Genomic DNA, 21,418 nt, shown 5'->3' on the forward strand with positions numbered 1-21,418 from the left:
ACCGCACGCGCACCGACTCCGAAGGGACGCCCCTCGTGGCCACCTCCCTCCGGGCGGCGGCCGACGGCACCCCGCCGCCCGCCCCGCCCTCCTCGCCCACCCGGACCGGCGCACCGCCGCCGCCCAGCACCTGGCGCAGCCGGCTCTACCGGTGGGACCTGCGGCTCAGCCCGTACGCCTTCGTCTCCCCCTTCTTCCTCACCTTCGCCGCCTTCGGACTCTTTCCGCTCCTCTACACGGGCTGGCTCTCGCTCCACCGGGTCGAACTCGGCGGCGACGCGCGGTGGAAGGGGCTGGAGAACTACGCCGACCTCGCGGACAGCGAGTTCTTCTGGAACGCTCTCGCCAACACCTTCACCATCGGGGTGATCTCCACCGTCCCCCAGCTGCTCATGGCCCTGGGTCTGGCGCATCTGCTCAACTACAGGCTGCGCGGCCGGGGCTTCTTCCGGGTCGCGGTGCTCGCCCCGTACGCCACCTCGATCGCGGCGGCGACGCTCGTCTTCGCCCAGCTCTTCAACACCGACTACGGGCTGATCAACACCCTGCTCGGCTGGGTCGGTTTCGACCCGGTGGACTGGGAGTCCTCCAAGTGGCCTTCCCAGATCGCCATTTCGACGATCGTGATCTGGCGCTGGACCGGTTACAACGCGCTGATCTACCTCGCCGCCATGCAGGCGGTGCCCCAGGACCTCTACGAGGCGGCGGCGCTCGACGGGGCCTCCCGGTGGCGGCAGTTCGTCAGCGTCACCGTTCCGGCGATCCGGCCGACGATCCTGTTCACCGTCATCGTGTCCACCATCGGCGCCACGCAGCTCTTCGGCGAGCCGATGATCTTCGGCGGCAGTCTGGGCGTCAGCGGCGGCAGCGGCAACCAGTTCCAGACGCTGAGCCTGCTGATGTACGAGAAGGGCTGGGTGACCGGCGCCCTGGGACAGGCGTCCGCGATCGCCTGGGTGATGCTCCTGCTCCTGCTGTCGATCGGAGCGGTCCGGGCGGTCCTCGCCCGGGCGGCACGCAAGAAGTCGGGGGTCTGACCTGATGACGCACACCACCCTCGACAGGAAGCGGCGATTCGGTCGCCCGGCCGCCGGCCGTCAACACCACGCGGGCCCGCTGACCTACGTCCTGCTGGGCCTGGCCGCCCTGGTCTCGCTCTTCCCGCTGTACTGGAACCTGGTCGCCGCCTCCCACTCGGGCGAGCGCGTGGTCCAGGCTCCGGCGCCACTGCTGCCCGGCCCCCGGCTCCTCGACAACTTCACCTTCGCCTGGAACCAGGTCGACATGGGCGAGGCGCTGATCAACACCACCGTCGTGGCGGGCCTCGTCGCGGTGTCCACGGTGCTCTTCGCCACCCTGGCCGGCTTCGCCTTCGCCAAGCTGCCCTTCAAGGGCCGGGGCGCCATGCTCACCCTCGTGGTGGCGACGATGACGATCCCGCCCCAGCTCAGCGTGATCCCGCTGTACCGGATCATCACCGACCTGGGCTGGGTCGACCAGCTCCAGTCGGTCGTCCTGCCGTCCCTGGTCGCCGCGTTCGGCGTGTTCTTCATGCGGCAGTACCTGATCGAGGCGCTCCCCGTGGAGTTGGTCGAGGCGGCCCGCATGGACGGCGCCCACAGCCTGCGGATCATCTGGCACGTGGTCTTCCCGGTGGCCAGGCCCGCGATGGCGGTGCTCGGGATGCTCGTCTTCGTCCAGGCGTGGAACGACTTCTTCTGGCCGTTCATCGCGCTGACACCCGACGGGAACCCGACGCTGCAGGTCGCCCTGGCCGGCCTGGGCGCGGGCAACCACAGCGTCGACCACGCGATCGTGCTGACCGGCGCGCTGATATCCACCCTGCCGCTGCTCCTGGTCTTCGCCGTGCTCGGCAAGCACATCGTCGGCGGCATCACCTCGGGCGCGGTCAAGAGCTGACCCCGGGTCACTCCCGCACCGAGCCACCCCCTCCTTCTCTTCCGACACCCCTCTCACTCGGGAGCACTTCCGCATGACCGCGACAGATCCCCGACCCCACACCACGACCCGCCGGTTTCCGACCGGATTCCTGTGGGGCGCCGCCACCGCGGCGTACCAGATCGAGGGCGCGGCGGCCGAGGACGGCCGTACCCCGTCGATCTGGGACACCTTCTCGCGCACCCCCGGCAAGGTCTTCGAGGGCCACACCGGCGACGTGGCGGTCGACCACTACCACCGCTTCCGCGACGACGTGCGGATGATGGCGGACCTGGGCCTGAGCGCCTACCGCTTCTCCGTGGCATGGCCGCGGGTCCAGCCGACCGGCCGCGGCCCGGCCGTGCAGAAGGGCCTGGACTTCTACCGGCGCCTCGTCGACGAACTGCTCGGCGCCGGCATCGAACCCGTCGTCACCCTCTACCACTGGGACCTGCCCCAGGAGTTGGAGGCGGCCGGCGGCTGGCCCGAGCGTTCCACCGCGGAACGGTTCGGCGCGTACGCGGCGCTGGTGGGCGAGGCGCTGGGCGACCGGGTCACCCGCTGGACCACCCTCAACGAGCCCTGGTGCACGGCCTTCCTCGGCTACGGCTCCGGCGTCCACGCGCCCGGTCGCACCGACCCGGTCGCCGCTCTGCGCGCCGCCCACCACCTCAACCTGGCCCACGGCCTCGCCGCCCAGGCCCTGCACTCCGCGCGGCCCGGCCGGGCCCGGCTCTCCATCAGCCTCAACCTGCACGAGATCCGGCCGCTCACCTCCTCCGCCGAGGACCGGGAGGCGGCCCGCCGGATCGACGCGGTCGGCAACCGGATCTTCCTGGGGCCGCTGCTCGACGGCGCCTACCCCGACGACCTGCTGGCCGACACCGCCTCGCTCACCGACTGGCGCTTCGTCCGGGACGGCGACACGGCCACGATCCGGCAGCCACTGGACTCGCTCGGCATCAACTACTACACGCCGACCGTCGTGTCGGCGGTCGCCGAGGGGGCGGACAGGCCGCAGGACGACGGCCACGGGGCGAGCGACCACTCGCCCTGGCCCGGCGGCGAGGACATCGCCTTCCACCGGGCACCGGGCGAACGCACGGCGATGGGCTGGGCGGTGGACCCGAACGGCCTGTACGACCTGCTGACGCGGGTCTCCGCGCGGTATCCGGGCCTCCCGCTACTCATCACCGAGAACGGCGCCGCCTTCGAGGACGAGATCGGGGCCGACGGCACGGTCCACGATCCCGACCGGATCGCCTACGTGCACGGTCATCTGGCGGCCACGCACCGGGCGATCGCCGACGGGGCCGACGTCCGGGGCTACTTCCTCTGGTCGCTCATGGACAACTTCGAGTGGGCGTACGGCTACGCGAAGCGGTTCGGCGCGGTCCACGTCGACTACGAGTCGCTCGCCCGCACCCCGAAGTCGAGTGCGCGCTGGTACGCGCGGGTGGCCCGGTCGAACGCTCTGGTGGACCCGGCAGAGGGCTGATCCGAGCCGAGGAGGGCCACATCGTCGCTGGTCAGAGGGGTACGACATGCGTGGGGCACCCGCCCGGCGTAACGTCGCCGGTGGATCTCGGGTACCCCGACGACTCCGGGAGGCTGTGTGCGCGACTCCACGCACGACGACGAGGCGGCCGCCCCGTCCCGCGGCCACCGGCGCGTACGCATCGCCGTCACGGCCGTCGGGGCGGTCCTCGTCGCCGCGGGTGGTCTGTACGCGGCGGGGCTCGTCGCCACCGGCGACGAGATCTCCGAGGGCACCCGGGTCGACGGGGTGGACATCGGCGGAATGAGCCGTGAGGAGGCGAGGGCGAAGCTGACGTCCTCGCCTCCGGCGTCCTGGACCGCACCCGTACCGGTGCGGATCGGTGGCAGCACCGGCACCGTGGATCCTGCCGCGGCCGGTCTGAGCGTCGATGTCGAGGAGACCGTGGAGAAGGCGGCCGACCCGGCGCGCGACCCGGTCACCGTGATCGGGCGGCTGTTCTCCTCCCAAGAGCGGGACGTCGAGCCCGTCGTCGCCTTCGACGAGGCCGAGGCCCGAGCGGCGATGACGGAGACGGCCCGGACGTACGACCGGGCGACCGTCGAGGGGGCCGTCTCCTTCAAGGAGGGCCAGGCCGTCACCGTCCAGGCCAGGGACGGTCAGAAGCTGGACGTCGACGGCGCGGTCGACACCCTGCGCGACACCTATCCGGAGCCCGCGGCGGAACCGGTGACGCTGCCGACCGCGGTGTCCCGGCCGAAGGTGGGCGAGGCGGAGCTGTCTCGGTTCCTGAACGAGTTCGGGACCCCCGCGATGTCGGGGCCGGTCACCCTCACCGTCGACGGCGAGAGCCTGCGGATCACGCCGACGACGCTCGGGTCCCATCTGACGGTGAAGGCGGACGACCAGGGCCGGCTCGTCCCCGCGCTCGACTCCCGGGCGCTGATCCGCGACCCGGCGGTGGCGGTCCCGCTCGAAGCCGTCGCCACCGGGCCGGTCGAGGCGACGCTGGGCGTGCAGGGCGGCCGGGTGGTGGTGCTGTCCGACGGCCGTGCGGGCCACGAGGTGACCGCGAAGGCCCTGGGCGACGCGGTCATGCCGCTGCTGCCGAAGAAGGGCGAGGCGGCGCGGACCGGCCCCGTGGCCACCCAGCTGATCCAACCGGTCCTGACCCGGAAGTCGGTCGCGGAGATGGGCATCAAGGAGCAGATGTCGAGCTTCACGGTCGACTTCCCCACCGCGCCCTACCGGACGACCAACATCGGCCGCGCGGTCGAGCTGATCGACGGCTCCCTGGTGAAGCCGGGCGAGGTCTGGAGCTTCAACAGGACCGTCGGGGAGCGCACCAAGGAGAACGGCTTCGTCGACGGCACGATGATCCTCGACGGGCAGTACCACTCGGCGCCCGGTGGTGGTGTCTCGGCCGTCGCCACCACGGTCTTCAACGCGATCTTCTTCGCCGGGGTCAAGCCGGTCGAGTACGGGGCGCACTCCTTCTACATCGAGCGGTACCCGCCGGGCCGGGAGGCCACCGTGGCCTGGGGCACGCTGGACCTGAAGTTCCGCAACAACTCCGACGCGTCGATCTACATCCAGGCGAAGTCGACGGACTCCTCGGTGACCATCACGTTCCTGGGCACCAAGAAGTACGACGCCGTGGAGGCGGTGGAGGGCCCCCGCACCAACCTGACCGAGCCCGCCGAGCGGAAGGGCTCCGGCCCCAAGTGCGAGCCGCAGCCCCCGCTGGAGGGCTTCGACATCACCGTGGACCGGGTCTTCCGCGACGACGGGGCGGAGGTGGGCCGGGAGACCTTCCGGACCCACTACACCCCGCGCGACCGCGTCACCTGCGACTGACGTGATCAGGTGCGCACGAGCGGAGCCTCCGCCGCGAGCACCCGGAGCAGGTGGGTGACCGCCTCGGCGACGGCGGTGCGCGCCGGGCCGAGGTAGCGGCGCGGGTCGACCGTCGTGCCGTTCTCCCCCAGGTGGGCCCGGACGGCCAGGGTGAAGGCCCTGTTCAGATGGGTGGCGACGTTGACCTTCGTCATGCCCGCGCTGATCGCCCGGCCGAGGTCCTCGTCGCCGACCCCGGAGGAGCCGTGCAGGACGAGCGGTACGGCCACGGCCTCGCGCAGCCGGGAGACGAGCGCGAAGTCGAGGACGGCGTCCCGGGTGAGCATCGCGTGGGAGCTGCCGACGGCCACGGCGAGGGCGTCGACGGCGGTGGCGGCGACGAACGCCCGCGCCTCGTCCGGGTCGGTGCGCACCCCGGGGGCATGGGCGCCGTCCTTGCCGCCGACCTCGCCCAGTTCGGCCTCCACCCAGACCTCGTGACGGTGGCAGTACTCGGTCATCTCGCGGGTGGCGGCGACGTTCTCCTCGTACGGGAGGGTGGACGCGTCGAACATGACGGAGCCGAAGCCGAGGTCGACGGCCTCGCGCACGAGTGCGGGCGATTCGGCGTGGTCGAGGTGGACGGCGACGGGGACGGCGGCCCGGCGGGCGATGGCGAGGGTGGCGAGCCCGATGGGTTCCAGCGAGCCGTGGTAGCGGGCCGTGTTCTCGCTGATCTGGAGGATGACGGGGAGTCCCGCGGCCTCGGCCCCGGCCACGATGGCCTGCGCGTGCTCGATCTGGATCACGTTGAACGCCCCGGCTCCGGCGTTCCGCCCGCGTGCGCCGAGGACGATCTCGTCGGTGGTGGTCAGTGGCATCAGGCCCGCTCCGCTCCGGTGGTGTTCAGGACGACGGACCGGGTGAGGTTGCGCGGCCGGTCCGGGTCCTGGCCCTGCGCCTCGGCGAGCAGGACGGCGAGCCGCTGCGCGCGGATCAGGTCGGCCATGGGGTCGAGGTGGTCGTCGTCGGCGCCCGACTCGGCGACGAGGGTGCCGCCCACGCGGTCGACGTCGTCGGCCAGTCCGGTGGGGACGGGGCCGAAGGACCAGGCGACCCGGCCGGGCGCGGTGATGCTGATGGGGCCGTGGCGGTACTCCATGGCGGGGTAGGCCTCGGTCCAGGCGCCCGCGGCCTCGCGCATCTTCAGTCCGGCTTCGAGGGCGAGACCGTACGTCCAGCCGGTGCCGAGGAAGGTGAACTGCTCGGCGCCGGTGATCTCGGCCGCGAGGGGTTCGGCGACGGCCCGTTCGGCGTCCTTGGCCGCACGCTCCACCGTGCGGACGCCGGCCGGCAGGGCTTCCTCCGCCTCCAGGTGGGCGCGGAGCAGCGCGAGCGCGGTGGTGGCGAAGCGCGTCTGCACCACCGACTCCTCGTCGGCGAAGTCGAGGACGGCCACGGCGTCGGCGGCCGCCATGACGGGGGTCTCGGGGTCCGCGGTGAGGGCGCCGGTGGCGACGGTCCCCTTCACGCGGTTCAGCAGGTCGAGGACCTCGGTCGTGGTGCCGGAGCGGGTGATCGCCAGGATCCGGTCGTAGCGGCGCCCGTGGGGGAACTCGGAGGCGGCGAAGGCGTCGGTCTCGCCGTGGCCGCCGCTCTCGCGAAGCTGGGCGTAGGACTGCGCGATGAACCAGGAGGTGCCGCAGCCGACCACCGCGACGCGCTCGCCGCGTACCGGGAGGGCGGCACGGTGCTGGGGCAGGGTCTCGGCGGCCCTGCGCCAGGACGCGGGCTGCGAGGCGATTTCGACGGCGGTGCGGGAGGGGGAGAGTCCCGAGATGGGCACGTGCGGCTCCTTCACTGACGAGTGATGCTCACTCTTGCTCGTAACACCATACTTTCAAGCAACTTCGAGCACCTGTTCTGGGCGCAGTATCCATCAGTCGACGCCTCGGGTCCAGGGATCCCCCGGCCGTTCGGGCTAAAATCGCGATCATGTCGAAGCACGAGCGGTGGAACACGCTCCTCGAACTCCTCGCCGCCACCGGCAGGCTGGAGGTCGAGGACGCCGCGGCGACGCTCGACGTCTCCCCCGCCACGATCCGCCGGGACCTGGACGAGCTCGCGGAACAGCGCCTCCTCGTCCGTACGCGCGGCGGGGCGGTGCCGCAAGGGGTGTCGTACGAGCTTCCGCTGCGCTACAAGTCCTCCCGGCATGCCTCGGAGAAGCAGCGGATCGCCGCCGCCGTGGCGGAACTCGTCCACGAGGGCGAGGTGGTGGGTCTCAACGGCGGGACGACCACGACCGAGGTGGCCCGCTCCCTGGCCCTGCGTTTCGCGGGCGGCGGCGCGCGGGAGACGGTCGGGGCTCCGGCGCTGACCGTGGTCACCAACGCGCTCAACATCGCGGGAGAGCTCGCCGTCCGGCCGCAGATCAAGATCGTGGTGTCCGGGGGCGTGGCCCGCTCGCAGACGTACGAGCTGGTCGGCCCGCTGGCCGCCGGGGTGCTGGACGAGGTCGTGCTCGACGTCGTCGTCCTCGGCGTCGACGGCATCGACCCGCGGCTCGGGCTCATGGCCCATCACGAGGACGAGGCCGGGATCAGCCGGCTCTTCGCCGAGCGGGCGAGCCGGGTCGTCGTGGCCGCCGACTCCTCGAAGCTGGGCCGACGGGCCTTCGCCAGGATCTGCGACGTCGACGGCGTGGACGTCCTGGTGACCGACGAGGCGATCCCGGCGGAGGCGGTGCGGGAGCTGACGGACGCGGGCATGCGGGTCGTCACCGTCTGACCCGCCACCCCGTCGGCCCGCCGCACCGCCCCTCCCCGGCGTCAGGCCGTGATGATGCCGGGATCGCTGAGGCCGGGGGCGCCCGTCTCCACATGGCCCGCGAAGCGGCGCAGGAAGGTGCTGTCACCGCTGGACGCGACGGACACGTCGTACCAGCGACGGCTGCCGCCCAGGTCCACGGTGTGCGTCACGGTGGCGCCGGGCGCCACGGTGAAGGTCCGTGACTGGCCGCCGTAGGCCGGGGCGCTGGTGACCGTGAGGGTGACGGCCGCGGTGCCCGCGTTCCTCATGGTCAGCGCCAGGTTGCCGCCGACGCCGTCATGACGGGCCGTCACCTCGGGGCCGGCCGTCGTCCCCGGTCCCCGGAAGCGGCGCAGGAAGCCCTGCGGGCCCGTGACGGTGAGATCGTACGTCCCGGCGGAGTACGCCGTGTTCCAGGTGTCCGGCAGGCTGGTGCCGGGCCCCGTGGTGTACGTCCACGGCCCGTCGGTGCGGTCCGGCGCGGTGATGTAGAAGTGGGCCCCCGCCTTGGCACCCGCGCCGAAGGTGAGGGTGTAGCGGCCGGTGGACGGGGTGGCCGAGCCGTCGACGTACAGCTCGTAGGGAAGCGGCCTGATCGGCCGTGCGCCCGCCTCCTGGACGGGCAGGACCGGCTTGGCCGGCGGCTTCGGCACGTAGCTGGGGTGCCGCTCCTTGTCCGGCGGCCGGTAGGCGGAGGTGTCGGGCAGCGGGGCCGGCGCGGTGTCCTCGAGCGAGAAGTCGAAGGCCGAGGTCAGATCGCCGCAGACGGCACGCCGCCAGGGCGAGATCTGCGGCTCCTGGACCCCGAAGCGGCGCTCCATGAAGCGGATGATCGAGGTGTGGTCGAAGACCTCGGAGCAGACGTAACCGCCCTTGCTCCAGGGCGAGACGACGAGCATCGGGACCCGCTGGCCCAGCCCGTAGGTGCCGGCGGCGTAGCCGGCGTTGCCCGTGAACCAGTCGAGGGACGTGTCGACGGTGGAGCGCCCCTGGGACGCGGACGCCGGCGGGTAGGGCGGGACGACGTGGTCGAAGTAGCCGTCGTTCTCGTCGTACGTGATGAACAGCGCCGTCCTGCTCCACACCTCCGGGTTGGAGGTGAGCGCGTCGAGCACCTGGGAGATGTACCAGGCGCCGTAGTTCGAGGGGAAGTTGGGGTGCTCGGTGAAGGCTTCCGGGGCGGCGATCCAGGAGATCTTCGGAAGCCGGTTCGCGGCGACGTCGGCGCGCAGGATGTCGAAGAAGCCGCCGCCGTTCTTGACGTTCGTGCCGGTACGGGCCTTGTCGTAGAGCGGGTTGCCCGGCTGGGCGTTGCGGTACTGGTTGAAGTAGAGCAGGGAGTTGTCGCCGTAGTTGCCGCGGTAGGCGTCGTTGATCCAGCCCCAGTGGCCGGCCGCGTCCAGACCGTCGCCGATGTCCTGGTAGATCTTCCAGGAGATCCCCGCCTGTTCCAGCCGCTCGGGGTAGGTCTTCCAGCTGTACCCGGCCTCCTCGTTGCCGAGGACGGGGCCGCCTCCGGTGCGGTCGTTGCCGGTGTGCCCGGTCCACATGTAGTAGCGGTTGGGGTCGGTGGCTCCGATGAACGAGCAGTGGTAGGCGTCGCAGACGGTGAACGCGTCGGCGAGCGCGTAGTGGAACGGGATGTCGTTCCGGTTCAGGTACGCCATGGTGCCCGCGGACTTGGCGGGGATCCACTGGTCGTACTTGCCGTTGTTGAAGGCCCGGTGGCCGCCCGCCCAGTCGTGGTTGAGGCCGGCGATGAACTGCATCCCGAGGTCGTCGGCCGTCGGGTGGTACGGCAGCACGGTCTTCGTGCCGTCCTGCTGGTGCCAGACCGACTTGCCGCTCGGCAGGGTGATCGGGCGGGGGTCGCCGAAACCGCGGACACCGTTGAGCGCGCCGAAGTAGTGGTCGAAGGAACGGTTCTCCTGCATCAGGACGACGATGTGCTCGACGTCGGCGAGGGTTCCTGACGCGCGGGCCGCGGGAATGGCGGCGGCCCGGGCGATGCTGCCGCCGAGGGCGGAGATGCCGGCGGTGGCGCCCGCTATCTGGAGAAAGCGGCGCCGGTTGAGTTCCGTCATGGGTCTGAGCACCTCTGATGGATTCCGGGGGGGGACGGTGGTCCGAGCGAGCCCAAGATCAGTGGGTGAGGGGACGGGGACGTGTCGTCGACGCGTGGAGGCGCGGTACAGGACATGAACGGGGAACCCGGTGGGCGCCCCACGGCCGGGGATACCGTAGGGTCCGGCGATGCACGGCCGAGTGCCGTGGACGAAGAGTCCATGAACTCGTGCGAGAAAGTCCATGCGCCGCCCGTGCGCCCTTCCCGGGAACCGGCCGTGGCCGGAATCTGTCCCCATGGGGGAGGAAGGGGGGCGGAATGGACGCTTGGGTGGTCCCCGGGTACACGGAGTACCGGGAGCTGGGTTCGGGCGGCAGCGGGCGCGTGGTCCTCGCCGTCCATGACGCGACCGGTGTGCCGGTCGCCGTGAAGTACCTCGGCGAACGCCTGCGGACGGACGCCGCGTTCATCCGGGGATTCCGGGCGGAGGCGCGGCTGCTCGGCGGGCTCGACTCGCCGTACGTCGTGGGTCTGTACGAGTACGTGGAGGCCCCGCGCGGCGCGGCGATCGTCATGGAGCTGGTCGACGGACTCGCCCTGCGCGCACTGCTGGCCCGGGAGGGCGCCACCGGCCCGGAGGCCGCGCTCGTGGTGCTCAAGGGCTCCCTGCTGGGGCTCGCCGCCGCACACCGGGCGGGGGTCGTGCACCGCGACTACAAGCCCGAGAACGTCCTGGTCGCGGCCGACGGCTCCTCCAAGCTCGTCGACTTCGGCATCGCGACGGACCGCGGCAGCCGGCCCGGCGTCGCCGGGACACCGGCGTACATGGCACCCGAGCAGTGGAACGGCGAGCCCGCCTCGCCGGCGGCGGACGTGTACGCGGCGACCGCGACCTTCTACGAATGCCTGACCGGACACAAGCCGTTCACCGGGCAGAACATCGCCGAGCTGGCGCTGCAGCACCTCGACGCCCCGGTGCCCGACGGGGCCGCGCCCGAGGCCCTGCGGCCTCTCATCCGCCGCGGTCTCGCCAAGACTCCGGAGCAGCGGCCGGCGAACGCGGCGGCGTTCGTGACCGAGTTGGAGACGGTCGCCACGTCCGCGTACGGGCCCGACTGGGAGGAGCGCGGTCAGCGCAGGCTGGCCGCGCTGGCGGCCCTGCTCCCGCTGTTGCTCCCGTCGAACGGCGGTGGGCAGGCGGCGGGCACGACCGCCCTGCACACCACCACTCTGCCGTCGGGCGCGGGCCGGGGTCGTGGCATGCGGCTGTGGCCGAGGGTGCTGCCCGCCGGCGTGGCGGCGCTCGTCCTCGCCCTGCTGGCCGCCGTGGCCGCGCGGGCCGGGGACGAGGCGCCGGGCCGCACGACGGCCGAGGCGTTCGCCACCACCAGCGCGCGGCCCGACGGCTCGGCGTCGCCCGTGGCCACACCGTCGCAGACTCCTGCGGGGACACCGTCGGAGGCCACCCCCACACCCTCGGCGTCCACCTCGACGACGCCTTCGTCCACTCCCCCGCCGTCGCCGACCGAGACTCCGACGGCCACTCCCACCGTGACGACGACCGTGACCCCGACGACGTCACCGACCACCACCGCTCCTTCGGATCCGGTGACGAGCCCGCCCACGAGCCCGCGTCCGGTCGGCGTGAAGTCGGTGTCCGTCACCGGCCTGCGACAGACCGGCACGGGCACCGCCGAGGCCACCTTCGAGGTCGTCACGGACGGGACCGGCCCGGTGACCGTCCTCGTCGGCTGGTTCACGAGCGACACCAAGGGGGCGCGGGGCGTCTCCGACGGCTCCGAGAGCCTTCGGCGGGAGGGCGCGACCCGGTACACGTTCACGCTGACGCACTCCTTCCGGGGCAACGGCTGTTACTGGGGTGTGCGGGCGACGACCGACCCCTCGGCCGCGAACGGCGGTTCCACGCAGCAGATCCTGACCCGGGGGTGCACGATCTCATGAGCGATCCACGCGACCGCCCGTACGACTCGGACGAGTACAGCGCCACGGTGCTCGGCAGCCAGTGGTTCGAACGTCCGGTGGAGGACGTGCCGCCCGATCGTGTCGAGGGCGAGGTCCTGCGCTTCGGCCCCGGTGTGACGGCGGCCGTTCGGCGAGGAGCCGTCGACGGGCCCACGACGGCGCAGATCTGGCACGGCACACCCCCCGGAGAGGACGCCGGCGGAGCGCCGCGCCGCCGGTCGCGGGGGCTGGGGCGGTACGCCCTGGCGGGTGTCGTGCTGCTGGCCGTGCTGGCGTTCCTCGCCTGGCAGCGGCTGGGGCCCACGGTGTCCGTCCGCGGGGTGACGGTCACCGCACCGTCCGAGCCGCTCGCGTGCGACGGCACGGCGGACATCGTGGCGGTGGTGGACACCGACGGGCGGCCGGGCACCGTGACGTACCGCTGGGAACGCAGCGACGGCACGACGTCCGGGCTGATGCGGGAGCGAGTCGCCCGCGATCAGACGCAGGCGCGCCTGCATCTGCTGTGGACCTTCCGCGGCCGCGGCGAGCACCGGGCGACGGCCAGGATGGTGATCGTCTCGCCCGCCCCGGAACACACCGCGGAGACCTCGTTCACCTACCGCTGCGCCTGATGCCCGGGGGGACGCGCGCCGGGCCTCCGGCGGCGGCCGGTACGAACGCGGACCGACGCCGGGCGGGGGCGCCGCCTGGTGTCCGCCGCGGCGTCAGCGACCGCGGCGGACGCGGGCGGCCTTGCGGGCCTCGGCCATCCTGCGGTCCTCGGCCGACCGCCGCGACTCGTTCTTGGCACGGCCCTGCTTGCCCGGGACGGTCCCCATGCCGCGGAAGGGCTTGCCGCCGCGCTTGGGGCCCTCGGTGCTCGGCGCGTTCCCGGCGACGGGAACGCCGGAGGGCTTCCTGGCGCCGGTGATCCGGGTGAGTTCGGCCTCGCCGGAGCGGACCTGGGTGACCTGGGGGCGGAGCCCCGCGTCCCCCATGAGGCGGACCACGTCGCGCCGCTGGTCGGGCAGGACCAGGGTGACCACGCTGCCGGACTCCCCGGCGCGCGCGGTGCGCCCGCCGCGGTGCAGGTAGTCCTTGTGGTCGGCCGGAGGATCGACGTTGACGACGAGGTCGACGTCGTCGACGTGGATACCGCGCGCCGCCACGTTGGTGGCCACCAGGACCGTGACGTCGCCGTCGCGGAAGCGCTCCAGGGTGCGGGTCCGCAGCGGCTGGGACTTGTCGCCGTGCAGGGCGGCGGCCCGTACGCCACTGCCGAGGAGGTGCGCGGTGAAGCGGTCGACCGACGCCTTGGTGGCCAGGAACATGATCACGCGCCCGTCGCGGGCGGCGATCTCGGTGGCGGTGGCGTACTTGTCGGCGCCGTGCACCTGGAGGACGTGGTGCTCCATGGTGCTGACGGCGGCGGCCGACGGGTCGACCGAGTGGACCACCGCGTCGTGGAGGTAGCGCTGGACCAGGAGGTCGACGTTCTTGTCGAGGGTGGCGGAGAACAGCATCCGCTGGCCATCGGCGCGCACGAGGTCGAGCAGTGCGGTGACCTGGTCCATGAAGCCCATGTCGGCCATCTGGTCGGCCTCGTCGAGGACGGTGACGTCCACCCGGTCCAGGCGGGCGTCCTTGCGCTCGACGAGATCCATCAGGCGGCCGGGGGTGGCGACCACGACCTCGGCGCCGTCGCGCAGCGCGGTGGCCTGCCGTCCGATCGACATACCGCCCACCACGGTGGCCATCCGCAGCTTCAGCGCCCGCGCGTACGGGCTGAGTTCGTCGGTGACCTGCTGGGCCAGCTCGCGGGTGGGGACGAGGACGAGCGCCCGCGGCCTGCGGGCCTCGGCCCGGCGGCCGGCCGTGCGGACGAGCAGGGGCAGTCCGAAGGCGAGCGTCTTGCCGGACCCGGTGCGTCCCCGCCCCAGGACGTCGCGCCCCGCGAGGGCGTCGGGCAGGGTGGCGGCCTGGATCGGGAAGGGCGTCACGACCCCGTTCGCGGTGAGCAGCTCCCGCACGACGGCGGGCAGGCCGAGTTCGTCGAAGGACGCGACGGCGGAGAGCGCCGGGGTACGGCTGTCCGGCCGCGCGAATTCGTCCTTGGACGCGGAGGTACGAGGGGTGTGGTCCGGACGGGCTGAGCTGCTCATGAAAACCTTTGCGTGGAACCTTCGTTCCGGGAAATGGCCGGGGTGGGACGAGGAAAGGCCGCATTCTTCGGGATCGGCCGGGAAACGCAACGAGCCGGGGCCCTCACCTCTCGGGTGAGGACCCCAGCTGCGTCGGACGCGTCAGACGTCAGGCGGGGAGGATGTTCTCCGCCTGCGGGCCCTTCTGGCCCTGCGTGACGTCGAAGGTCACCTTCTGGCCCTCCTGCAGCTCACGGAAGCCGGAGGTCGCGATGTTGGAGTAGTGGGCGAACACGTCCGGGCCGCCACCCTCCTGCTCGATGAAGCCGAAACCCTTTTCCGAGTTGAACCACTTCACGGTGCCAGTAGCCATGCCATATCTCCTTCGGGGCATTACCCGGGAATCCGCACTGTGCGAACCCCGGCGTCGCCGCGATGATTTCCCCGTCCGGAAACAGCACCGAAAATACAAAAAGTGCCCGACGAATGATCGTCAAAGGCACTTGAAGTCTATGGGAACCACAACTGCAACTGATCTCGACTGTAGCACGCAGTGGTCATCCGTGCGCGGAATTGCGCATTCCGACTCGGCCGTCGGGGAAGATCCCGCGGCGGTGAGCCGGAGCCCGCCGGAGAACCGGTGCCGCGCGGCCGGCCGGACGTATCCTCGCCCGGGACACGGCGAACGGAGGACCGGGAACGTGGCGGACGACACGAGGAGCGGCTCGCCGGCCTCACTGAGCGCGCGAGCGCGCGAGGCCGTGCTGCGGCGGATCGTCGACCGGCGGTACGCGCAGGGCGCGCGGCTCGTCGAACGCGAGGTCGCCGAGGAGCTCGGCATGTCCCGCGTGCCGGTGCGCGAGGCGCTGCGGGCCCTGGTCGCCGAAGGGCTCCTCGAACTGCTCCCGCACAGCGGCGTCCGCGTCCGGCGCCTGGAGCGCACCGACGTGGAGCACCTGTACGAAGTGTGGGAACCGCTCGCCGTCCAGGCGTCACGCCTCGCGGCACGGGCCGTGGCGGCGGGAGACAGCGCGGGGCTCACCGTCCTGGAGGCGACGCTGCGCCAGGCCGAGTCCGCGGCCGCGGCGGACGAGGGGACCCGCGAGGTGGCCGCGCACACCGCGTTCCACGAGGGCGTCGTGGAGCTGTCGGGCAATCCGCTGCTGGCCCGGACCATGGAACAGCTGAGCTGGCAGCTGCGCCTGCTCTTCGGCCTGCGCGCGGAGCCCGCGCACATGCGGGCGCAGCACGCCGAGATGTACCGGCACATCGCGGCCGGGGACGCGGAGGCGGCGGGGGCGAGCACGCTGCTGCACGTACGCGACAGCAGGGCCGTGGCACTGCGCTCGCTCTTCGGCGACGACTGAGGGTGTTTGTATACCAACCTCCCGCCGAGGCTGACCAGACCCTTCACGAGTCGACCCCATGGGCGCCTGTACAGGCATGACACCCGCCGTGAGGGCACACCCTTGCCCTCCCTCTCAGGCTTGGTATACAAAATCGGGGAGCCGCCCCTCCTACTCCCCAAGGAGCTCCCATGTGCGTCGAAGCCGTGCCACCGCCCCCCAGCAGGCTGACCCGCCGTGGCGTCCTCGCCGGTGCGGCCGCGCTCGCCGGCACCGTGGCCGCCGCCGGTGCCGCGACGGCAGCCCCCGCCGACCCCGACGCACCCGTCACACGTCGCGGCGCCGGGGTTCGGGGCGGAGACCTCGTCATCGAGGGCGGCACGCTCCTCGACCCGGCCACGGGTGAGGTCACCGAGAACGCCGTCGTCGTCATCGAGGACGGGACCGTGCGGGCGGTCGGGCGCCGGGACCGCGTCACCGTGCCGCGGGACGCCGAGGTGCTCGACGCCCACGGCCGCTGGGTCGTGCCGGGGCTGGTCGACGCGCACATCCACCTCAGCACCGCCGCAGAGGCCCGGTCCGCCGTCCTCAAGGGCGCGACCAGCGCACGCAGCGGATCGACCTCCTTCTTCCAGGACATCGCCGTCCGCGACCTCGCCCGGCACAGCCCCGCCCTCGCGCCCCGGCTGACCGCCGCCGGCGTCTTCGTCACCCCGGACCTCGGCGACAGCCTCCTGGCGGACCCCGAACTCACCCCGCTCGTACGCCTCAAGGACGGCGTGCGCTCGGCCGAGGCGCTGCGCCGCGTCGTCGAGGTGAACCTCGACCGCGGCGCGGACGTGATCAAGACGCGCGTCAACGAGCGCGCCGGGCTTCCCGAACAGGACCCCCTCGCCCAGGTGTACTCGCACGAGCAGCTCGCCGAGATCGTCGCGGCGGCCCGACGTCGCGGCAAGGGCGTCCTGTGCCACAGCTACAGCGAGCAGGGCTGCCACGACGCCGTCACGGCGGGCATCCGCTCCCTGGAGCACGGCGCCTTCGTCGGCGAGCGCACGCTGCGCGAGATGCGCCGCCGGGGGACGTACTTCACCCCCACGCTGACGGCCATCGCCGGACTGGCGGAGTCCACCGACCCGATCCTCGCCGAGCGGGGGCGCGCGTACCTGCCCGTCCTCAAGCGGGCGGTGCTCGCCGCGCACGACCTGGGCGTCCCGCTCGCGGCCGGGACCGACTCGTCGGGCGGGACCGTGCGCCCGATCGGCCGCGAGGTGGAGCTGATGCGTGCGGCCGGCCTTCCGGCGCTCGACGCGATCCGCACCGCCACCACCGGCGCCGCCCGCCTCCTCGGTCACGAACGCACCGTGGGTCGCCTCGCGCGCGGCTTCGCGGGCGACGCGATCCTCGTGGACGGCGACCCGCTGTCCGACGTCACGACCCTGACGCGGCCGGTCCGCGTCGTACGGGCGGGCGTCCCCGCCTGACCCCGGCGGGCGGGAGCCGCCGTCCTCCCGGGCCGGCGCTGGACGAGGACGCGGTCGACCCACCGGTCGACGCTCCGGGGCCCACCGGGACCTCGCCGACGTGCCGCTGAGCCGACCGGAGCCTCGCCGACCTGCCGCTGAGCCCACTGGGACCTCGCCGACCTGCCGCTGAGGTGGCCGGGGCCGCGACGGCCGGCCTCCACGTCCCGGCTCCCGCTCGCCCGGCCCCCGGCCGAGCGGCCCCGCCGCGCGTCGGCCCGTACAGACGCGCCGCCGCCCGCACGATGACCCCCGTCCCGACCCCTGGCGCGGCCCGAACCCCGACCCGCGGCGCGGCCCGCCGACTCCGCCGCGCGCCGCCGCCGTCCGCCTTCCCGGTCGGCGCCCCAGACCCCCGTCCCCCGCACCACCCGTCCCTCCGAAGGAGCCCCCGTGCAGCCGTCATCGCCCTCCCCCAGCGCCCTCTCCCGTCGCACGATGCTCGCCGGTGCCGCCGCCCTCGCGAGCACCACGGCCACATGGGCCGTCGGCACCCCCGCCGAGGCCGCGGCCGTCACCGCCGAAGCGTCGACGGCAGCCGCGCCCGGTGCCAAGGGCGGCCGCGACAAGGCCGTGGTCTTCCGCGGCGTCCGCCCGTTCGGCGCGGCCGGGCCCACGGACCTCGTGGTCGTCGACGGGCGGATCGTCGACGGACCCGCCCCGCGCGGAGCGAAGGTCGTCGACGGAGGCGGCCGGATCGCCCTTCCCTCGCTCGTGGACGCGCACATCCACCCCGACAAGACGACCTGGGGCGGCTCCTGGGTGTCCCGGAAGCCGGCGAGCGGCATCGCCGACTACGTCGCCCAGGACGTGGAGCTGTTCCGCGGCCAGCGCCGCTCCGTCGCGGAGCGCGCGTACGGACTGATGTCCCACGCCGTCACCCGCGGCACCCGGGCCATGCGAGCCCACGCCGACGTGGCTCCGGCGTACGGGCTCGCGGGTGTCGAGGGCGTCGCGGAGGCTCGACAGCGGCTGCGCCACGCCCTCGACGTCCAGATCGTCGCCTTCCCGCAGCACGGCGTGGTCCGCACCCCGGGCACGGCGGAGCTTCTCGAAGAGGCCGCGCGCACCGGCGTCATCGACATGATCGGCGGCATCGACCCGATCGGCTTCGACGATGCCCTCGACGAGCAGCTCGACCTCGTCTTCGGCATCGCGGACCGGCACGGTGTCGGTGTGGACATCCATCTGCACGACCGCGGCGAGAAGGGGATCAAGGCCATGCGCGGCATCATCGACCGCACGCGCGCCCTGTCCCTGGCCGGCAAGGTCACGGTGAGCCACGTCTTCTGCCTGCCGGGCCTGACCGACGGCGAACTCGGCGCCCTCGCCGCCGACCTGGGCGACCAGGACATCGCCCTGACCACGGTCGCGCCGTCCGACTCCCTCGTGCTGCCGATCGCCCGGCTGCGCGAGCACGGCGTGCGCGTCGGCCTCGGCTCCGACGGTGTGCGCGACTCCTGGAGCCCGTTCGGCAACGCCGACATGCTGCACCGCGCGCACCTGCTCGGCTGGGTGACGGACGTACGCCTCGACGAGGAGCTGACGAACTGCTACCGCGTCGCCGCCCACGGAGGCGCCGACGTCATGGGGCTCGCCCACGCGGACCTGGAGCCGGGCTCCCCGGCCGACTTCGTCCTGGTACGGGGCGAGTGCCTGCCCCAGGTCGTGGTGGACATGCCGCGGCGCGACATGGTCGTGCACGGCGGAGTCGTCGTCGCCCGCGACGGGGAGTTCCTCGACTGAGGTCGGCGGAGCGGCAGCGCGCCGGGAGCCTGGGATTCGAGGATCTCGACGATCCACAGGATCGTCGTCACTCGGCAGGCCGGTCTGCATGGCCGAGGGGTGTCCGGCCGGGATCCGCCGGACACCCCTTCGGACCGGGCGGTGCGGGTCAGCCGCCGACGTAGGCCGCGAGGTGCTCGCCCGTGAGGGTGGAGCGGTCGGCGACGAGGTCGGCCGGTGTGCCCTCGAAGACGACCCGGCCGCCGTCGTGGCCGGCACCGGGGCCGAGGTCGATGATCCAGTCGGCGTGCGCCATCACCGCCTGGTGGTGCTCGATGACGATGACCGACTTCCCGGCGTCGACGAGCCGGTCGAGCAGCCCCAACAGGTGCTCCACGTCAGCGAGGTGGAGGCCGGTCGTCGGCTCGTCGAGGACGTAGACGCCGCCCTTCTCCGCCATGTGCGTGGCCAGCTTCAGCCGCTGCCGCTCGCCGCCGGAGAGCGTGGTGAGCGGCTGGCCGAGGGTGAGGTAGCCCAGGCCGACGTCGGAGAGGCGTTCGAGGATCTTGTGCGCCGCGGGGGTGCGGGCCTCTCCCGCTCCGAAGAACTCCTCGGCCTCGTCCACGGACATCGCGAGCACCTCGCTGATGTCGCGTCCGCCGAGGCGGTACTCCAGCACGGACGCCTGGAACCGCTTGCCCTCGCAGTCCTCGCAGGTGGTGGCGACACCGGCCATCATGGCCAGGTCGGTGTAGATGACACCGGCGCCGTTGCAGGTGGGACAGGCGCCCTCGGAGTTGGCGCTGAACAGCGCCGGCTTCACGTCGTTGGCCTTCGCGAACGCCTTGCGGATCGGTTCGAGCAGTCCGGTGTAGGTCGCGGGGTTGCTGCGCCGCGAGCCGCGGATCGGGCTCTGGTCGACCGCGACCACGTCCTCGCCCGCCGGGATGGATCCGTGGACCAGGGAGCTCTTGCCAGAGCCGGCGACGCCGGTGACGACGACGAGCACGCCGAGCGGGATGTCGACGTCGACCTTCCGCAGGTTGTTCGCCGTCGCTCCGCGGATCTCCAGGGCGCCGGTGGGCCGGCGCACCGTCTCCTTGACGGTGGCCCGGTCGTCGAGGTGGCGGCCGGTGACGGTGTCCCCGGCGCGCAGTTCCTCCACGGTCCCCTGGAAGCAGACGGTGCCGCCCGCCGTGCCGGCGCCGGGGCCGAGGTCGACGACGTGGTCGGCGATCGCGATCGCCTCCGGCTTGTGCTCCACGACGAGGACGGTGTTGCCCTTGTCGCGCAGCCGCAGCAGCAGGTCGTTCATGCGCTGGATGTCGTGCGGGTGCAGTCCGATCGTCGGCTCGTCGAAGACGTACGTGACGTCGGTGAGCGCGGACCCGAGGTGGCGGATCATCTTGACGCGCTGCGCCTCGCCACCGGACAGCGTGCCCGCCGGCCGGTCGAGCGAGAGGTAGCCGAGCCCGATCTCGACGAAGGAGTCGAGGGTGTGGCGCAACGCGGCGAGCAGGGGTGCCACCGACGGCTCCTTGAGACCTCGGACCCATTCGGCCAGGTCGCTGATCTGCATCGCGCAGGCGTCGGCGATGCTGATCCGCTTGATCTTCGACGAGCGGGCGCCCTCGGCGAGCCGCGTGCCGTCGCACTCCGGGCAGGTGGTGAAGGTGACGGCCCGCTCCACGAACTCGCGGATGTGGGGCTGCATCCCCTCCTTGTCCTTGGCGAGCATCGACTTCTGGATCCGCGGGATCAGACCCTCGTAGGTCATGTTGATGCCCGCGATCTTCATCCGGGTCGGCTCGTGGTGCAGGAAGGCGTGCAGCTCACGCTTGGTGAACCGGCGGATGGGCTTGTCGGGGGCGAAGAGGCCCGACTCGCTGTACAGCCGGTAGTTCCATCCGCCCTGCTTGTAGCCGGGGATGGTCAGCGCGCCCTCGTCGAGCGACTTGGAGTCGTCGTAGAGCTGGGCGAGGTCGAGGTCGGTGACGGAGCCGCGGCCCTCGCAGCGCGGGCACATGCCGCCGGTTCGGCTGAAGGTCGCCTTCACCGCCTTGCGTTCGCCGCGCTCGACGGTGATGGCACCGGCGGCCCGGACCGTGGGCACGTTGAAGGCGTAGGCGCTGGGCGGGCCGATGTGCGGCTTGCCGAGGCGGCTGAAGAGGATGCGCAGCATCGCGTTGGCGTCGGTCGCGGTGCCGACCGTGGAGCGGGGGTCGGCCCCCATCCGCTGCTGGTCGACGCTGATGGCGGTCGTCAGCCCTTCGAGGACGTCGACGTCGGGCCGCGCGAGGGTCGGCATGAAGCCCTGGACGAAGGCGCTGTACGTCTCGTTGATCAGCCGCTGGGACTCCGCGGCGATCGTGTCGAAGACCAGCGAACTCTTGCCGGAGCCCGAGACACCCGTGAACACCGTCAGCCGACGCTTCGGGATCTCGACGCTGACGTCCTTGAGGTTGTTCTCGCGGGCGCCGAGCACACGGATCACGTCGTGGCTGTCGGTGCCGCGCGGCGCGGGCGGCTGCGTGTTCGTCCTCTTGGCCATGCTCTTCGTGTCTCCATCTGTT

Annotated in this window: 16 protein-coding genes; 10 read left to right on the plus strand and 6 right to left on the minus strand. The window is 72.5% G+C overall.

Features of this window, described 5'->3' with window-relative positions; all coding sequences use genetic code 11:
• The first annotated feature begins 35 nt into the window (after positions 1-35).
• The 4 genes from AB0D99_RS03960 to AB0D99_RS03975 all read left to right on the plus strand — a co-directional run bounded on the left by AB0D99_RS03960 (position 36) and on the right by AB0D99_RS03975 (position 5,293).
• Positions 36-1,037, plus strand: coding sequence for a sugar ABC transporter permease (locus AB0D99_RS03960; RefSeq protein ID WP_362356585.1), 1,002 nt, complete (start codon positions 36-38; stop codon positions 1,035-1,037).
• A gap of 4 nt (positions 1,038-1,041) precedes the next feature.
• The gene (locus AB0D99_RS03965; protein WP_362356587.1) at positions 1,042-1,920 is read left to right on the plus strand and encodes a carbohydrate ABC transporter permease; all 879 of its coding nucleotides are present in this window, start codon (positions 1,042-1,044) and stop codon (positions 1,918-1,920) included.
• A 73-nt stretch (positions 1,921-1,993) separates the two neighbouring features.
• A complete protein-coding gene (locus AB0D99_RS03970) occupies positions 1,994-3,436 on the plus strand; it encodes a GH1 family beta-glucosidase (protein WP_362356589.1) in 1,443 nt (480 codons plus the stop codon).
• Between the two features lie 117 nt (positions 3,437-3,553).
• On the plus strand, positions 3,554-5,293 hold the full coding sequence (locus AB0D99_RS03975) for a VanW family protein (protein ID WP_362356591.1): 1,740 nt from the start codon (positions 3,554-3,556) through the stop codon (positions 5,291-5,293).
• Positions 5,294-5,298: 5 nt separating this feature from the next.
• On the opposite strand, the gene AB0D99_RS03980 is transcribed toward AB0D99_RS03975, so the two are convergent.
• The gene (locus tag AB0D99_RS03980) at positions 5,299-6,153 is read right to left on the minus strand and encodes a class II fructose-bisphosphate aldolase (RefSeq protein WP_362356593.1); all 855 of its coding nucleotides are present in this window, start codon (positions 6,151-6,153) and stop codon (positions 5,299-5,301) included.
• Positions 6,153-7,112, minus strand: a complete 960-nt coding sequence (locus tag AB0D99_RS03985; protein WP_362356675.1) for a sugar isomerase — start codon at positions 7,110-7,112, stop codon at positions 6,153-6,155. The genes AB0D99_RS03980 and AB0D99_RS03985 overlap by 1 nt, the downstream gene beginning before the upstream one ends.
• 155 nt (positions 7,113-7,267) lie before the next feature.
• On the opposite strand from AB0D99_RS03985, the gene AB0D99_RS03990 reads away from it, so the two are divergent.
• Positions 7,268-8,062: a DeoR/GlpR family DNA-binding transcription regulator gene (locus tag AB0D99_RS03990; RefSeq protein ID WP_362356595.1), complete on the plus strand. Its 795-nt coding sequence runs from the start codon at positions 7,268-7,270 to the stop codon at positions 8,060-8,062.
• Positions 8,063-8,103: 41 nt separating this feature from the next.
• Here AB0D99_RS03990 and AB0D99_RS03995 read toward each other — a convergent pair whose 3' ends face one another.
• Positions 8,104-10,167, minus strand: a complete 2,064-nt coding sequence (locus tag AB0D99_RS03995; RefSeq protein ID WP_362356597.1) for a phosphocholine-specific phospholipase C — start codon at positions 10,165-10,167, stop codon at positions 8,104-8,106.
• 299 nt (positions 10,168-10,466) lie between these two features.
• On the opposite strand from AB0D99_RS03995, the gene AB0D99_RS04000 reads away from it, so the two are divergent.
• Both AB0D99_RS04000 and AB0D99_RS04005 read left to right on the plus strand, forming a co-directional pair.
• Positions 10,467-12,110, plus strand: a complete 1,644-nt coding sequence (locus AB0D99_RS04000; RefSeq protein WP_362356599.1) for a serine/threonine-protein kinase — start codon at positions 10,467-10,469, stop codon at positions 12,108-12,110.
• Entirely contained in the window at positions 12,107-12,745 is a 639-nt protein-coding gene (locus tag AB0D99_RS04005; protein ID WP_362356601.1) for a hypothetical protein, read from the plus strand. Before AB0D99_RS04000 ends, AB0D99_RS04005 begins: the two co-directional genes overlap by 4 nt.
• A 93-nt stretch (positions 12,746-12,838) precedes the next feature.
• On the opposite strand, the gene AB0D99_RS04010 is transcribed toward AB0D99_RS04005, so the two are convergent.
• Complete coding sequence (locus tag AB0D99_RS04010; RefSeq protein ID WP_362356603.1) at positions 12,839-14,275, minus strand: DEAD/DEAH box helicase; 1,437 nt, start codon at positions 14,273-14,275, stop codon at positions 12,839-12,841.
• A gap of 148 nt (positions 14,276-14,423) precedes the next feature.
• The gene (locus AB0D99_RS04015; RefSeq protein WP_033201600.1) at positions 14,424-14,627 is read right to left on the minus strand and encodes a cold-shock protein; all 204 of its coding nucleotides are present in this window, start codon (positions 14,625-14,627) and stop codon (positions 14,424-14,426) included.
• Positions 14,628-14,955: 328 nt separating this feature from the next.
• Between AB0D99_RS04015 and AB0D99_RS04020 the strand changes: the two genes are divergently transcribed.
• The 3 genes from AB0D99_RS04020 to AB0D99_RS04030 all read left to right on the plus strand — a co-directional run bounded on the left by AB0D99_RS04020 (position 14,956) and on the right by AB0D99_RS04030 (position 18,866).
• Positions 14,956-15,621 carry a GntR family transcriptional regulator gene (locus AB0D99_RS04020; RefSeq protein ID WP_362356606.1) on the plus strand — a complete coding sequence of 222 codons (666 nt, stop codon included), beginning with the start codon at positions 14,956-14,958 and terminating at the stop codon, positions 15,619-15,621.
• Between the two features lie 170 nt (positions 15,622-15,791).
• Positions 15,792-17,081: an amidohydrolase family protein gene (locus AB0D99_RS04025; protein ID WP_362356608.1), complete on the plus strand. Its 1,290-nt coding sequence runs from the start codon at positions 15,792-15,794 to the stop codon at positions 17,079-17,081.
• Between the two features lie 432 nt (positions 17,082-17,513).
• The gene (locus tag AB0D99_RS04030) at positions 17,514-18,866 is read left to right on the plus strand and encodes an amidohydrolase family protein (RefSeq protein WP_362356610.1); all 1,353 of its coding nucleotides are present in this window, start codon (positions 17,514-17,516) and stop codon (positions 18,864-18,866) included.
• 148 nt (positions 18,867-19,014) lie between these two features.
• Here AB0D99_RS04030 and AB0D99_RS04035 read toward each other — a convergent pair whose 3' ends face one another.
• On the minus strand, positions 19,015-21,396 hold the full coding sequence (locus AB0D99_RS04035) for an excinuclease ABC subunit UvrA (RefSeq protein ID WP_362356612.1): 2,382 nt from the start codon (positions 21,394-21,396) through the stop codon (positions 19,015-19,017).
• Between the last annotated feature and the right edge of the window lie 22 nt (positions 21,397-21,418).

Source organism: Streptomyces sp. NPDC047971 (assembly GCF_040653355.1).
Taxonomy (GTDB): Bacteria; Actinomycetota; Actinomycetes; order Streptomycetales; family Streptomycetaceae; genus Streptomyces.